The 13,643-nt window shown below is 69.9% G+C and carries 13 protein-coding genes; 5 read left to right on the top strand and 8 right to left on the bottom strand.

The features are described from left to right. Window positions 1–94: 94 nt before the first annotated feature. The 3 genes from EAO79_RS00200 to EAO79_RS00210 are packed head-to-tail and all read right to left on the bottom strand — an operon-like array spanning window position 95 to window position 3,093. Window positions 95–715 (bottom strand): phosphoribosylanthranilate isomerase, encoded by a 621-nt coding sequence (locus EAO79_RS00200; protein ID WP_124767341.1) that lies wholly within the window; start codon window positions 713–715, stop codon window positions 95–97. A gap of 27 nt (window positions 716–742) precedes the next feature. Then, entirely contained in the window at window positions 743–2,338 is a 1,596-nt protein-coding gene (locus tag EAO79_RS00205; protein ID WP_124767342.1) for a cell wall metabolism sensor histidine kinase WalK, read from the bottom strand. Further along, on the bottom strand, window positions 2,335–3,093 hold the full coding sequence (locus EAO79_RS00210; RefSeq protein ID WP_124767343.1) for a response regulator transcription factor: 759 nt from the start codon (window positions 3,091–3,093) through the stop codon (window positions 2,335–2,337). The genes EAO79_RS00205 and EAO79_RS00210 overlap by 4 nt, the downstream gene beginning before the upstream one ends. A gap of 235 nt (window positions 3,094–3,328) precedes the next feature. Between EAO79_RS00210 and EAO79_RS00215 the strand changes: the two genes are divergently transcribed. The 4 genes from EAO79_RS00215 to EAO79_RS00230 all read left to right on the top strand — a co-directional run bounded on the left by EAO79_RS00215 (window position 3,329) and on the right by EAO79_RS00230 (window position 8,111). Then, on the top strand, window positions 3,329–4,852 hold the full coding sequence (locus EAO79_RS00215) for an ABC transporter permease (protein ID WP_124767344.1): 1,524 nt from the start codon (window positions 3,329–3,331) through the stop codon (window positions 4,850–4,852). Between the two features lie 89 nt (window positions 4,853–4,941). Then, window positions 4,942–5,622, top strand: coding sequence for an ABC transporter ATP-binding protein (locus tag EAO79_RS00220; RefSeq protein ID WP_124767345.1), 681 nt, complete (start codon window positions 4,942–4,944; stop codon window positions 5,620–5,622). 171 nt (window positions 5,623–5,793) lie between these two features. Continuing rightward, a complete protein-coding gene (locus EAO79_RS00225; protein WP_371413657.1) occupies window positions 5,794–7,602 on the top strand; it encodes an MDR family MFS transporter in 1,809 nt (602 codons plus the stop codon). Window positions 7,603–7,619: 17 nt separating this feature from the next. Further along, on the top strand, window positions 7,620–8,111 hold the full coding sequence (locus tag EAO79_RS00230) for a MarR family winged helix-turn-helix transcriptional regulator (RefSeq protein ID WP_159879906.1): 492 nt from the start codon (window positions 7,620–7,622) through the stop codon (window positions 8,109–8,111). A 75-nt stretch (window positions 8,112–8,186) separates the two neighbouring features. Here the strand turns inward: EAO79_RS00230 and EAO79_RS00235 are convergent, their stop codons facing one another. After that, window positions 8,187–9,026 carry an NAD(P)-dependent oxidoreductase gene (locus EAO79_RS00235; protein WP_124767346.1) on the bottom strand — a complete coding sequence of 280 codons (840 nt, stop codon included), beginning with the start codon at window positions 9,024–9,026 and terminating at the stop codon, window positions 8,187–8,189. Between the two features lie 109 nt (window positions 9,027–9,135). Between EAO79_RS00235 and EAO79_RS00240 the strand changes: the two genes are divergently transcribed. After that, entirely contained in the window at window positions 9,136–9,396 is a 261-nt protein-coding gene (locus EAO79_RS00240) for a hypothetical protein (RefSeq protein WP_064294542.1), read from the top strand. A gap of 96 nt (window positions 9,397–9,492) precedes the next feature. Here the strand turns inward: EAO79_RS00240 and EAO79_RS00245 are convergent, their stop codons facing one another. The 4 genes from EAO79_RS00245 to EAO79_RS00260 are packed head-to-tail and all read right to left on the bottom strand — an operon-like array spanning window position 9,493 to window position 13,491. Beyond that, window positions 9,493–10,527 carry a sugar phosphate isomerase/epimerase gene (locus EAO79_RS00245; protein WP_064294543.1) on the bottom strand — a complete coding sequence of 345 codons (1,035 nt, stop codon included), beginning with the start codon at window positions 10,525–10,527 and terminating at the stop codon, window positions 9,493–9,495. After that, window positions 10,524–11,642 (bottom strand): Gfo/Idh/MocA family protein, encoded by a 1,119-nt coding sequence (locus tag EAO79_RS00250; protein WP_124767347.1) that lies wholly within the window; start codon window positions 11,640–11,642, stop codon window positions 10,524–10,526. Before EAO79_RS00250 ends, EAO79_RS00245 begins: the two co-directional genes overlap by 4 nt. After that, on the bottom strand, window positions 11,639–12,748 hold the full coding sequence (locus EAO79_RS00255) for a Gfo/Idh/MocA family protein (protein WP_079706712.1): 1,110 nt from the start codon (window positions 12,746–12,748) through the stop codon (window positions 11,639–11,641). Before EAO79_RS00255 ends, EAO79_RS00250 begins: the two co-directional genes overlap by 4 nt. Continuing rightward, window positions 12,745–13,491 (bottom strand): sugar phosphate isomerase/epimerase, encoded by a 747-nt coding sequence (locus tag EAO79_RS00260; RefSeq protein WP_079706711.1) that lies wholly within the window; start codon window positions 13,489–13,491, stop codon window positions 12,745–12,747. The genes EAO79_RS00255 and EAO79_RS00260 overlap by 4 nt, the downstream gene beginning before the upstream one ends. Window positions 13,492–13,643 lie beyond the last annotated feature (152 nt).

Raw genomic sequence — 13,643 nt, forward strand, 5'->3', positions numbered from 1 at the left:
GCGCTCCTTGTCGTCATCGCGGTCGACCGACCGCCTCATCCGACGAATGTAGCGCGCGGGTCGCACCCCGGACCAGCGGGTGTCCCGCAGACGCTCAGACGGCCCGGGCGGTGCGGGCGGCGTGCACGAACGAACGGATGAGCTCCGGCGACTTCACCCCGCGCGAGGACTCGACCCCGCTGGACACGTCGACCCCCCAGGGCCGGAGTTCCGCGATGAGGCCCTGGACGTTCTCCGGCGTGAGACCACCGGCGAGGATCCACGTGCGGGTGGGTGGGTTCGCCACCAGAGCGATCGTGTCGAAGGTCTTCCCGGCTCCCGGGTCAGGTGCATCGAGGAGCAACAGCTCCTCGGCGTAGGCGGCGCGCTCGGCGGCGTTCTCGGAGGCGTAGTGCACCGCCGAGGTCGCCCGGAGCGTCCGCCATCCCATCGCCTGCAGCTCCTGGAACGCCTCGGGTGGTTCGTCACCGTGGAGCTGGACGGCCTGCACCCCGGCAGCACCGGCGATCCGCGAGACCTCCTCGACCGACTGGCGCCGGAAGACGCCGACCGTGAGCACCGACTCGGGGACGTCGGCGAGCAGCGAGGCGACGCGTTCGGGCTCGATGGTCCGGGGCGACCCCGGCGCGAAGACGAATCCGATCGCGTCGACTCCGGCGTCCACCGCCGCAGCGACGTCGGACGCCTCGGACAGACCGCACACCTTGACCCACATGGGGACCACGCTACCCGGCCTCACGGATCACTCCGCCGTCGGGACGAGGACGTCCGGGGTGGCGACGGCCGGCAGCTCGACGCGGAACACCGTCCGTCCTGGTGTGCTCTCGCACCTGACCGTGCCGTGGTGCGCGGCCACGACGGCGTGCACGATCGCGAGCCCGAGGCCGGTGCTCCCGGTGGCCCGTGAGCGGGAGTCGTCGCCACGGACGAAGCGCTCGAAGAGGTTGGGCTGCAGCGCGGGGTCGATGCCGGGGCCGTCGTCCGACACGGTCAGCACGGCGATCTCGCCCGCAGGACCGCTCTCGACCGCCAGCCCCGTCCGCACGGTCGTCCCGGCGGGCGTGTGGGTCCGCGCGTTGGCGAGTAGGTTGACGATCACCTGTTGCAGTCGGGACGCATCACCCGTGACGAGGACGGGCTCCTCGGGGAAGTCCAGTTCGAACACGTGGTCCGGCCCGGCGACATGGGCGTCGCCGACGGTGTGGATGACGAGTTCGGTGAGGTCGACGGGGCGCTTCGCGAGTTCGCGTCCCTCGTCCAACCGCGCCAGCAGCAGCAGGTCCTCGACGATCGTGGTCATGCGACCGGCCTCGGAGCGGATCCGGCCGAGGGAGTGCGTGACGTCCTCCGGCAGCGCGTCCGACTTCCGGGCGGCGAGTTCCGAGTATCCGGCGATGGACGCCAGCGGGGTCCGGAGCTCGTGGCTCGCGTCCGAGACGAACCGGCGCACCTTGTTCTCGCTCGCCTGCCGGGCGTTCAGCGCGGACGAGACGTGCCCGAGCATGCGGTTGATCGCCGATCCGACGCGTCCGACCTCGGTGCGCGGGTCGGTGTCCGACTCCGGTACCCGGACGGCGAGCGCCACCTCACCGCGGTCGAGGGGCAGTTCGGCGACGACCGCGGCCGTCGCGACGACCCGGTCGAGCGGGCGGAGCGAGTACCGCACGATCGCGAACGCGGCCAGCCCGGCGAGCAGCAGGACCACGACGCTCATGATCGCGATGAGGGTGACGAGCTGCATGACCGTCGACGCGACCTCGGCGAGCGGCAGCCCGATGATCCTCGTCGCGCCGCTCGCGTCGGTGACGGCGACGACGCGGTAGTCGCCGAGGTGCTCCCCGAGGTTGATGGTCGACGGTCGGTCACCGGCCGACACCGTGAGGATCATGGCGTCCTGACTCTCGGTGCACGGGACCGTGCTGCCGTCGGCGTTGAGGTATCCGGCGCTGACGATGGTGCCGTCGACGACGATCGCCCCGAGTGCGCCGGGGCCGAGGCCCGGAGCGCCGATGAAGGCGGGCGGCTCGCGCGTGCCCGAGCCACCGCCGTAGCCGTCCGGGATCGCGGCGTCGGGGATGGACTCCGGCGTGGGGAGTTGACCGTTGCGACCGTAGTCGACGATCCGCGCGGCGGCCTTCGTGAGCTGGTTGTCGACGCCCTCGGTGAGGAGGCCGCTCACCGCCACCGCGCTCGCGACTCCGACGACGGCGCTGCCGAGGGCGAGGAGCCCGACGACGACGACCATGAGGCGTCGACGGAGCGTCCACGGAGCGCGCTTGGGGTGGGTGGAGTCGGTGGTCGTCGCTGCCGGGTCGGTGACGGGGGCGCTCGTGGTCACGAACCGACCGTCGGGATCTTCAACATGTAGCCGGCGCCGCGCACGGTGTGGATCATGGGCTCGCGCCCGGCATCGATCTTCTTCCGCAGGTAGGAGATGTAGATCTCGACGACGCTCGCACGACCGCCGAAGTCGTAGCTCCACACCCGGTCGAGGATCTGGGCCTTGCTCAGCACCCGGCGCGGGTTCCGCATGAGGAACCGCAGCAACTCGAACTCGGTCGCGGTGAGTTCGATGGGCTCGCCGTCGCGCGTCACCTCGTGGCTGTCCTCGTTCAGCACGAGGTCGCCGACCACGATGTCCGGGCCGGACTCGTCGGCGGCCAGCAGGGTCGAGCGGCGGATGAGCCCGCGCAGCCGGGCGACGACCTCCTCGAGGCTGAAGGGCTTGGTCACGTAGTCGTCGCCGCCGGCGGTGAGGCCCGCGATGCGGTCGTCGAGCGAGTCCTTGGCGGTGAGGAACAGGACGGGGACGTCGCTCCCCGAGGTCCGCAGGCGGTTCAGCACCTGCAGGCCGTCCAGGTCGGGCAGCATGATGTCGAGCACGATGGCGTCCGGGCGGAAGTCGCGGGCGGTCGTGAGGGCCTCGCGGCCGTCGGCGGCGGTCCGGATCTCCCAGCCCTCGTAGCGCAGGGCCATCTGCAGGAGGTCCGTGAGCGTCGCCTCGTCGTCGACGACGAGCACACGGACGGCGGTGCCGTCGGCCCGTTTGAGTGCGCTTCGCGCGGCACCGGGCGCCTGGGTCGGGATGTTCACGCGTTCAGTATTCGCCTCCGCCCTATGAGCTGTCTATGAACCGACCAGACGGATGCTGTGCCCTCCCCGAGCCGGCGAGGCGCCCACATCGACCTGGGCCGATTCATAGCGTCGCCGAGGCGCAGGCCAAGCGGGCCTCCGTAGCGTCCGGTCCAAGTCATCCGCGACGTGCGGATCGTCGGCGTCCCGCAACGGGGACGCCGGCACGTGCACCAGAGCAGAAGGAAACTCAGACATGTTCGGAACCTATCTCCGGCGGGAACTCGTCGGTCGTCGGAAACAGACCATCATCATCGCCATCGGGATGGCGCTCGCCATCGCCCTCGTGATCATCGTCAACTCGGTCGCAGCCGGCGTGAAGACGGCGCAGGCGTCGGTGCTGGAATCCGTCTACGGGGTCGGAACGGACATCACCGTCAGTCAAGCCGCCGAAGCGCCGACGGAGGGCGGTGGCCCCGGCCAGAACTTCGACTTCGGCTCGGGCGACGGATCGACGAGCGACGGCACGACGACCGTCAACCAGTCGCGGCTCGAGGCGGCGCGCGGCACGTCGACCTTCGACGCGACGGCGCTCGGCACGATCACCGACGTCGCCAACGTCGAAGCCGCCGCAGCCACCCTGTCGCTCACGAACACGACCTTCACGGGCGAGCTGCCCGACTTCTCCCAGGCGCAGGGATCCGATGGGACGGCAGGCGTGCCCGGCGATGACGCGACCGGCGCGACCCCGCCGCGGGGTGGTCCGGACGGCGCAGGCGGGAGCTCCTTCGGCGTCGACTCCTTCACGGTCCTCGGTCTCGACCCCTCGGGCGACGCCGTCGGTCCGCTCTCGGCCGTCACCCTCAGCGACGGACGCTCGCTCGCAGCCGACGACGCGGGCACGGACGTCGCCGTCCTCGACGCCTCCTACGCGACGGAGGCGGGGATCGCCACCGGCGACACAATCGACATCGTGGGCACCACGTTCAGCGTGGTCGGCACGGTGACCGCCTCCGGAGCCGACGCCACGACCGCCTCGAACGTCTACATCCCCCTCGACGTCGCGCAGACGCTCGCCGGACTCGACGACCAGGTCAGCGACGTGTACGTGCAGGCCGCCTCGTCGACCGACATCACGCAGGTGCAGACGGACATCGAGACGGCACTGCCCGACGCGACCGTGAGCACCCAGGAGGACCTCGCGTCCACCGTGTCCGGCTCGCTCGCCTCGGCGTCGACGCTCGTGTCCAACCTCGGCACCTGGCTGTCGCTCATCGTGCTCGCAGCCGCGTTCCTCATCGCGATCCTGTTCACGATCTCCGGCGTCACGCGCCGCACCCGCGAGTTCGGCACGCTCAAGGCGATCGGCTGGAGCGACCGGCGCATCGTCGGCCAGGTCGCGGGTGAGTCCGTCGTGCAGTCACTCATCGGCGGCGCCGTCGGTGTCGCGGTCGGCCTCGTCGGCATCCTCGTCGTGAACCTCGTCGCCCCGACGCTCAGCGCGGCGGCGACGACCTCGGCCGGTGGCGGGCTCGGCGGACCCGGCGGCGCCGCGGGCATGCCGGCGGACGCGGCGGCGGGAACGGCCGGTGGGTTCGGCGGCGCCCCGGGCGCTGCGGCCGCGACCACCACCGACATCGTCCTCCAGGCTCCCGTGACCGCGTGGATCATCGTCATCGCCGTCGGGATCGCCGTCATCGGCGGGCTGCTCGCGGGTGCCATCGGCGGGTGGCGCGCCTCACGGCTGCGTCCGGCCGAGGCGCTCCGCTCCGTCGCCTAGGCGACGCACCAGACGCCGCCGGGTGGTCGTCTCTCCTGCACCACCCGGCGGTCCCACTTCTCACTCCGACCAGCAGAACGAAGGACCCCATGTACACGATCACCGGCCTCACCAAGCAGTACCGCCAGGCGAAGCGCTCCGTCACGGCGCTCGACGGCGTCGACCTCGACATCCCCGACGGACAGTTCGTCGCCATCCAAGGTCCGACCGGCGGCGGCAAGTCGACGCTCCTCCAGATGCTCGGCGCGCTGGACCGACCGACCGCCGGCAGCATCTCCCTCGCCGGTGACGACCTCTCGACGCTCAGCGAGACGAAGCTCGGCAGGATCCGCGCCACGGAGATCGGCTTCGTGTTCCAGGGGTTCAACCTCATCCCGACGCTGACGGCACAGGAGAACGTCGAGATGGCCCTGGTCCCGATCGGCACGCCTCGGGCCGAACGCGAAACCAGGGCTCGGGCGGCGCTCGCGTCCGTCGGACTCTCCGAGCGGGGTTCGCACCTCCCCGCCGAGTTGTCCGGCGGGCAGCAGCAGCGGGTGGCGATCGCCCGTGCGCTCGTCAAGGAGCCCGAGGTGCTGCTCGCCGACGAACCGACCGGCAACCTCGACGAGGAGACCCGCGACGAGATCATGGACCTCCTCGAGGGTCTGTGGCGCGACCGCGGGCTCACGGTCGTCGTGGTGACGCACGACACCGCGGTCGCCAAGCGCGCCGAGCGTCGTCTCCACATCGCGAACGGGAAGCTCAAGGACGTCACGATTCGGCGCTGATCGGCCACTCGGCAGGCTAGGGGAGCGGCCCACATCCGCTCCCCGAGCCGCCTACACCCTGTCGAAGGGCCACGGGAATACCCCGCCGTCGTGATTGGTTGACACTGATCAACTACTTCTCATATAGTTGACGCATATCAACTAGCTGACGTCATCACGATCGCGGAGCCCATGTCACACACCACTTCAACACCCGCCACGCCCGCTCGCGCGGACAACGGCATGACGCATCGCCAGGTGCTCGAGGCCCTCTCCGGCCTCCTCCTCGGCATGTTCGTGTCGATCCTCGCCGGAACCGTCGTCTCGACCTCCCTCCCCCGGATCATCTCCGACCTGATCGGCGACCAGACGGCGTTCACCTGGGTCGTCACGGCCACGTTGCTCGCCACCACCGTCTCGACGCCCATCTGGGGCAAGTTCGCCGACCTCTTCAACCGCAAGCTGCTCATCCAGCTGGCGCTCGGGATCTTCGTCCTCGGCTCGGCGCTCGCGGGCTTCTCGCAGGACACCGGCACGCTCATCGGCTTCCGCGTCCTGCAGGGCCTCGGCGCCGGTGGTCTCACGGCGCTCAGCCAGATCATCATGGCCGACATCATCAGCCCGCGTGAGCGTGGCCGCTACATGGGCCTCTTCGGCGCGGTGATGGCGGTCGGCACGGTCGGCGGCCCGCTCTTCGGCGGCCTCCTCACCGACTCGCTCGGCTGGCGCTGGAACTTCTTCGTCGGTGTCCCCTTCGCGATCGCCGCGATCTTCCTCCTGCAGCGCACGCTCCACCTCCCGAAGCGGAACGTCGGCAAGGTCAAGATCGACTACCTGGGCGCAGCCCTGATCGCCGGCGGGGTCTCGCTGCTGCTCATCTGGGTCACCCTGGCCGGGACGCAGTTCGAGTGGGCGAGCTTCACGACGCTCGTCATGGTGGGCATCTCCGTCCTCCTGCTCGCCGCAGCGGTCATCGTCGAGATCAAGGTCGACGAGCCGATCATCCCGATGTCGCTGTTCAAGAACCGCACCTTCACCCTCGCGGTCGTCGCGAGCATCTCGGTGGGTGTGGCGATGTTCGGCACCTCGGTGTTCCTCAGCCAGTACATGCAGCTGGCGCGTGGAGCGACGCCGACGGAGTCGGGTCTGCTGACGCTCCCGATGATCGGCGGCCTCCTGATCGCCTCCATCGTGGTCGGGCAGTTCATCTCCCGCTTCGGCCACTGGAAGCCGTACCTCATCGTGGGTTCGATCCTCCTCACCGTCGGCCTGTTCCTCATGAGCACGATCCACTACGACTCGAACTACCTGCTCGTCTCCGTGTACATGTTCGTCCTCGGCGCCGGTGTCGGCATGGTCATGCAGAACCTCGTGCTCGTGGTCCAGAACGACGTCCTGCCGCAGCAGCTGGGCACGGCGAGCGCGGGTGTCGCGTTCTTCCGCAGCCTCGGCGGCACGATCGGCGTCTCGGTCATGGGCTCGGTGCTCGCGACGAAGGTCACCGACATGCTCTCCGACCGACAGGACGACCTGCAGGCGGCAATCGTCGCCCTCGGTGCTCCCGGCGCCAAGATCGCCGAGACGCTCTCGAGCGGCACGATCCCGAAGGTGAGCACGCTACCCGAGTCGGTGCGGACCATCATCGAATCCGTCTACGGTGACGCGGTCGCCGACATCTTCCTCGTCGCCGCACCACTCGCGATCCTGACGATCATCGCCGTGATCTTCCTGCCGAACAAGAAGCTCGGTTCGAAGAACGCCGTGCAGCGCATGGCCGAGCAGGGCGCCGGGGAGCCGGCCCTCGTCGGCGCGGCCACCGGTTCCGTCACGACGGCCACCGCGTCCACGTCGACCCAGTCGTTCGCGACCGGTGCGCTGGACGTGGCCGAGGCCATGATCGGTGGCGAGGCGGACACCCGACTCGAGCGAGGACGGGACGAGACCGCCGACGCCGACAGCGGCTCGGAGGCCGAGGCACACAGCCCCCGCCACGGCCGCTAGTCCGTACAATGCGAACGATGTCCATCGATCACGACGCCCAGGCCGGGCCGGCCGCTGCCGACGACGCAGCGGCCGGTACCGCGCACGACCTCGCGATCGGTGCCGTGGAGGAGCAGTTCGCGCTGCTCATCAACCGCATCCGCAACGGCATCCGCGACCGGGCCGAGCGGATCTCCCCCGGACTCCAGCCGGCCGGCTACAAGCTGCTCAGCATGGTCTCGCGCTCTGGAGCGATCCGCGCCGGTGCCCTGGCCGAGATGCTCGCGACGGACAAGAGCGCGGTGAGCCGCCTCATCCACCAGCTGGAGGAGCTCGGCCTCGTCACGAGGACCCCGGACCCCGAGGATGGTCGAGCCAGCCTCGTCGTCGCGACGGCCGAGGGCAAACGCCGGATGGAGTCGACGAAGGCGAGCGACCAGGCGATGCTCTACCAGCAGCTCTCGTCCTGGGACGAGGCCGAGGTGCGGCGGCTCGCCGAACTCCTCGCGAAGCTCAACGACACCCTCTGAAGTCCCTTTCTCAGGAGTCCTCTGGAGCGCCGGGCTCGCGAGCGAGCGACGCGCCGAGGAACTCCTGAGAACGGGTCAGCGCCAGCTGTGCTTCGGGTCGTACCCGAGGACCTCGCGGGCGTGGTCGATCGAGAGCAGCGTCCCGTTGCCGGCGATGTCGCCGTTGACGGGCACGTCCGGGAAGACCTCCGCGACGAGCTCGACGTTGTCGCGCGACATGACCGTGTCGGCCGCAGCGATGATGAACCGGTCGAACCCGGTGGCCTGGTGCTCGAGCGCGAGCCGCACGGCCTGCGCGCCGTCACGGCCGTCGATGTAGCCCCAGAGGTTCCACTTGCGGAGGGTGGCGTCGGCGTCGAACGACGGGAACGCCGCGTAGTCGGCCTCGTCCATCACGTTGGAGAAGCGGAGGGCGATGATCTTGAGCTCGGGGTGCCACCGCGTGAGTTCGATCGCCAGCTGTTCCTCGAGGTGCTTCGAGAGCGAGTACGTCGACTCGGGTCGGGCGGCGTAGGCCTCGTCGACGGGGATGTAGGGCGGCGGGGTGTCGAACGGCAGCCCGAGGACGGTCTCGCTCGACGCCGTGACGATGTTCGTGATGCCGGCCTTGATGGCGGCGTTGAACACGTTGTAGGTGCTGAGGATGTTGTTCTGGAAGGTCGCGGTGTTCGTCGAGAGCCCCGGCGCGGGGATGGCGCTCAGGTGGACGACCGCGTCGAACCCGTCGGGCGCCTGCTCGTCGACACCGGTGAGGGCGTCGAACACCTGGCCAGCGTCACGCAGGTCGATGCGGACGAAACCGTCACCGCGCTCTCCCGCCTGGTCGAGGTTGATCACCAGGTGACCGTGCTCCCGAAGATGGCCGACCACTGTTCGCCCGAGCTTGCCCGAGCCTCCCGTCACTGCGATTCTCATGACGCCCATCCTGGTCCATCAACCCGCGATCGCGTGGACGATTGACAACTCCCCCAGGATCGGGCGACCGAAGCGGAATGGTCGACCGCCGGGTCGCGTTGGACGAGACGTGAAGCTCACCCTGTACACCTCCGCGTTCTGCGCTCCCTGCATGCAGGCTCGCGCCGTCCTGGCCGAGGTCCCGGCGCTCGTGGCCGGTGCCGTCGTCGAGGAGCGCGACGTCGCCTTCCGTTCGGCGGAGGCCGAGGCGGACGGCATCCGCTCCACCCCGACCGTCATCATCACGGCCGACGACGGCACCGAGGTGTTCCGTGCGACGGGCGCACCGACGCTCAACCAGGTGCTGGTCGCGGCGGCGAAGGCGCTGTAGCCGGCGACCGCCCTTCGACAAGCTCAGGGACCGAAGAGGCAGCTCAGGGACCGGAGAAGCAGCTCAGGGACCGGAGAAGCAGTTCAGGGTCCGGGGCTACTGGGTGCTGAACGCCGCGTCGAAGGACTGCTCGGGCAGCTTCCAGAGCAGGTTCCGGATGTATCCGACGGCCTCCTCGGCTCCGTGCAGGCGGTCCATGCCGGCGTCCTCCCACTCGATCGAGATCGGCCCGGCGTAGCCGATGCTCGAGAGGGCACGGAAGGCGTCCTCCCACGGCACGTCGCCGTGACCGGTCGACACGAAGTCCCAGCCGCGTCGCGGGTCGCCCCAGGGCAGGTGCGAGCCGACGATGCCGGCGTGACCGGTCGCCGGCCGGATCCGGGTGTCCTTGCAGTCGACGTGGTAGATCCGGTTCGCGAACTCGACGATGAACCCCACCGGGTCGACGCCCTGCCACATCATGTGCGACGGATCCCAGTTGAAACCGAACGCCGGGCGGTGGTCGATCGCCTCGAGGGTCCGGACACTCGTCCAGTAGTCGTAGGCGATCTCGGACGGGTGCACCTCGTGGGCGAAGCGGACACCTTCGGCGTCGAAGACGTCGAGGATCGGGTTCCAGCGGGTGGCGAAGTCCTCGTAGCCAGCGTCGATGACGGAGGCCGGCACCGGCGGGAACATCGCGGAGTACTGCCAGATCTTCGACCCCGTGAAACCGACGACCGTGTCGACGCCGAGCTTGCGCGCGACCCGTGCGGACCGCTTCATGTCCTCGGCCGCCCGCTGGCGCACCCCCTCCGCGTCGCCGTCGCCCCAGGTGTAGTCGCGCACGATCGCCTGGTGGCGGAAGTCGATCGGGTCGTCGCACACGGCCTGGCCGGTGAGGTGGTTCGAGATCGCGAAGACCTCGAGGCCGTGCCGGTCGAGGATGTCGAGGCGGGACTGCAGGTAGGCGTCGTCCTCATCCGCGCGCTTCAGGTCGAGGTGGTCGCCCGAGGCCGCGATCTCGAGGCCGTCGTAGCCCCAGGAGGCGGCGAGGCGGGCGACCTCTTCGAAGGGGAGATCCGCCCACTGTCCGGTGAACAGGGTCACCGGGAGGCGGCTGGCGTACTGCTTGTCGGTGGTGTCGGTCATGCGGTGATCCTCTGCTCGTCGTCGGTGGAGGTGGCGATCGCTTCCCAGCGGCCGGTTTCGGCCGCGTCGAGGACGGCCTCGGTGATGCGCGCGGTGCGGAGTCCGTCGGCGAAGACGGGCAAGCCGTCCGGCGACTGCCCGGCCATCGCCGCGTAGCTGTCGGCCACGAACGCGTTGAAGGCGTCCTGGTAGCCCATCGGGTGCCCCGAGGGGACGATGGACAGGCGTGCGGCGTCCGGGTGCAGCTGGTCGGCGTCGCGAGGCAATACCTGCGTCCCCGACCGGCGTCCGAGCCACAGCGTCTCCGGCGCTTCCTGATCGAAGCCGATGCTGAGCTCCGTCCCGGCGACCTCGAGGTGCAGGCGGTTCTTCCGACCGGGCGCGACCTGCGAGACGAGCAGCGTGCCGATGGCGCCGCCCTCGAGCCGGATCACGACCGCGGCCGCGTCCTCGGTCGTGACCTCCGGAGTGTTCGCGCGCTCGGCGAAGAAGGTGCGGACCGTCGAACTGAGCTCCGTGATGCGCGCGCCGGTGATGAACTCGAGGAGGTCGACGAGGTGCGAACCGATGTCGGCGAAGGCGCGCGAGCGGCCACCGGCCGCCGAGTCGACCCGCCAGTTGTCGTCGGCCTGCGCGAGCAACCAGTCCTGGAGGTAGGACCCGCTGATGGTGAGCAGGGTCCCGAGGTCACCGGCGGCGACACGCGCCCGGGCCTCCCGGACGAGCGGGTGGAAGCGGTACACGAACGGCACCGTGCCGACGACACCGGCCTCGGCCGCGGCGGCGACGAGACGCTCGGCGGTCGCGGCGTCGGTCGCGAGGGGTTTCTCACAGACGACGTGCTTGCCCGCCGCGATGGCCGCGAGTGCCTGCTCGGCGTGGAGCGCGTTCGGCGTGCAGACGTGTACCACGTCGACCGAGGGGTCGGCCAGCAGCTCGTCGAGCGAGCCGTATCCACGCTCGAACCCGAGGCTCGCGGCGACCTCCCGCGAGCGTTCGGGTGTCGAGGCGACGACACCGACCAGCCGGGCACCCGCAGCGCGGGCCGCCCGGCTGTGGACGGTGGCCATGAAGCCACCGCCCACCACCGCGATACCGGGACCGGCCACGGTCATGCTCCGAAGGTGCCGTCCGCCGGGGTCCACGACTCCGGCAGTGCGGGAGCGAGCTCCACGGTGCTGACGACGTCCACCGAGGTACGGCTCAGGCCCGACTCGGCCGTCGAGACCATGACGTCGAGCACGTGGTAGGCGAGCTCACCGGAGGCGCGCTCGGGACGACCGGCGCGGATCGCCTGGGCGAGCTCGACCACCCCGGTTCCGCGACCCTGCGTCGGACCGGTCGACGGGATCGACTCGGGCTCCTCGCCACCGCCGTAGACGAGCAGGTCGCCCTCGAAGGTGTTCGGGTCGGGGACGACGAGCGTGCCGGTCGAGCCGGCGACCTCGAACTGCGTGCGGCCGAGCTTGGAGTCGAAGCTGAAGACGCTCTGCGCGAGCTGGCCGCTCTCGAACTCGAAGAGGGCGCTCACGTGCGTCGGCACCGTCACATCGAACGACTGACCGGCGCGCGGGCCGGATCCGATCGTCCGCTGCGGGAAGGCCTGCGAAGCCAGCGCGGTGACACGGGCGATCGGACCGAACAGCTGCACGAGCGCCGTGATGTAGTACGGGCCGATGTCGAAGAGCGGACCGGCGCCGTCCTGGAACAGGAAGTCGGGGTTCGGGTGCCACGACTCCGGGCCGGGGCTCTGCATGAGGGTCAGCGCGGTGAGGGGCTGGCCGATGCCACCGGCCTCGACGAGCCGGCGGGCGGACTGGATGCCGGCGCCGAGGAAGGTGTCCGGAGCCGTGGCGACGCGGAGCCCCTTCTCCGTCGCGGCGGCCAGCAGGGCCTGCCCGCTCTCACGGTCGAGCGCGAAGGGCTTCTCGCTCCACACGTGCTTGCCGGCGTCGAGGATCTGCATGGCGACCTCGACGTGGACCTTCGGGATCGTCAGGTTGACGACGATCTCGATCTCGGGGTCGGCCAGGAGTTCGGCGACCGAGCCGTGGCCGGGCACCCCGTACTTCTCGGCCTGCGTCTTCGCCCGCTCGAGGTCGAGGTCCGCGACGAACCGGACGTCGAGGTCGGGGAAGGTGACCATATTGCTGAGGTACTGGTCGCTGATGACGCCGGCGCCGATGAGGCCGACACCGACCGTTCCGGTGCTGTTGCTCATGCCTGGACTCCGTTCGTGGTGAGGTACGTGAAGCTCTGCTCGAGCCCCTGGAAGATGTCGCCGTCGAACGCGTCGAACTCGACGACGCGGAGGGCCTGCGGTGCCGCGGCGAGGATGTCGAGCACCGGGACGACCCCGGCGCCCGCGGGCAGCTGCTTCAGCGTGTCGCGCGAGGCGTCGCCGTCCTTGACGTGGATGAAGCGCACACGATCGCCGATCGCACCGAGGACGTCGACCGCGCGGCGTCCGCCGACCTCGACCCAGTAGGTGTCGACCTCGAACACGACGGCCGGGTCGGTGAGTGCGGCGAGGTGCTCGAGCGGGCTGGTGCCCGCGACGTCGCCCTCGAGCTCCCACCAGTGGTTGTGGTAGCCCACCTGGACTCCGTGACCGGCGGCGACCGCTGCCGCGGCGTTCAGCTCGTCGGCGATCGAAGCGACCGTCTCCGCCGTGGCGAAGCGCTCTTCGGCGATGGCTGGGTCGATGAGGACCTGCACGCCCTGCTCCGCCGCCGCGCCGAAGGCCGCCGACAGGTCGATGTCGTCGGCGATGACCTTGCCGTGCGCGCTCGGGGTGGCGAGGCCGGCATCGTGGATGTCCTGCAGACTGACGCCGGGACCGAAGCCGAACGGCTCGGCCTGGCGGAAACCGATCTCGGTCAGGCGCTGCAGCGCTGCGGCACGATCCGCGGTGAGCGGCTCCCGTACCGAGTAGAGCTGGACAGAGAGTTGGGAAGTCGACACGATGCTCCTCAATGATGATGGTGTCAGGCAGCCGCTGCTGCGAGATCCAGGCTAACCACACTTCTGTCGGTGGTCAAACAAAAGTCTCCCACCGGTCGCCGCTCCCCCGGCGACGAATACCGCAGGAGTCGGAAGCGTGGGGGACAATGGAG

Source organism: Plantibacter sp. PA-3-X8 (assembly GCF_003856975.1).
Taxonomy (GTDB): domain Bacteria; phylum Actinomycetota; class Actinomycetes; order Actinomycetales; family Microbacteriaceae; genus Plantibacter; species Plantibacter auratus.

What these genes read in the sequence shown, in the direction of transcription:
- EAO79_RS00215 (WP_124767344.1), top strand. Translation starts at nt 3,329, where the DNA reads ATGTTCGGAACCTATCTCCGGCGGGAACTCGTCGGTCGTCGGAAACAG.
- EAO79_RS00220 (WP_124767345.1), top strand. Translation starts at nt 4,942, where the DNA reads ATGTACACGATCACCGGCCTCACCAAGCAGTACCGCCAGGCGAAGCGC.
- EAO79_RS00200 (WP_124767341.1), bottom strand. Translation starts at nt 715, where the DNA reads ATGTGGGTCAAGGTGTGCGGTCTGTCCGAGGCGTCCGACGTCGCTGCG.
- EAO79_RS00225 (WP_371413657.1), top strand. Translation starts at nt 5,794, where the DNA reads ATGTCACACACCACTTCAACACCCGCCACGCCCGCTCGCGCGGACAAC.
- EAO79_RS00230 (WP_159879906.1), top strand. Translation starts at nt 7,620, where the DNA reads ATGTCCATCGATCACGACGCCCAGGCCGGGCCGGCCGCTGCCGACGAC.
- EAO79_RS00255 (WP_079706712.1), bottom strand. Translation starts at nt 12,748, where the DNA reads ATGAGCAACAGCACCGGAACGGTCGGTGTCGGCCTCATCGGCGCCGGC.
- EAO79_RS00250 (WP_124767347.1), bottom strand. Translation starts at nt 11,642, where the DNA reads ATGACCGTGGCCGGTCCCGGTATCGCGGTGGTGGGCGGTGGCTTCATG.
- EAO79_RS00245 (WP_064294543.1), bottom strand. Translation starts at nt 10,527, where the DNA reads ATGACCGACACCACCGACAAGCAGTACGCCAGCCGCCTCCCGGTGACC.
- EAO79_RS00235 (WP_124767346.1), bottom strand. Translation starts at nt 9,026, where the DNA reads ATGAGAATCGCAGTGACGGGAGGCTCGGGCAAGCTCGGGCGAACAGTG.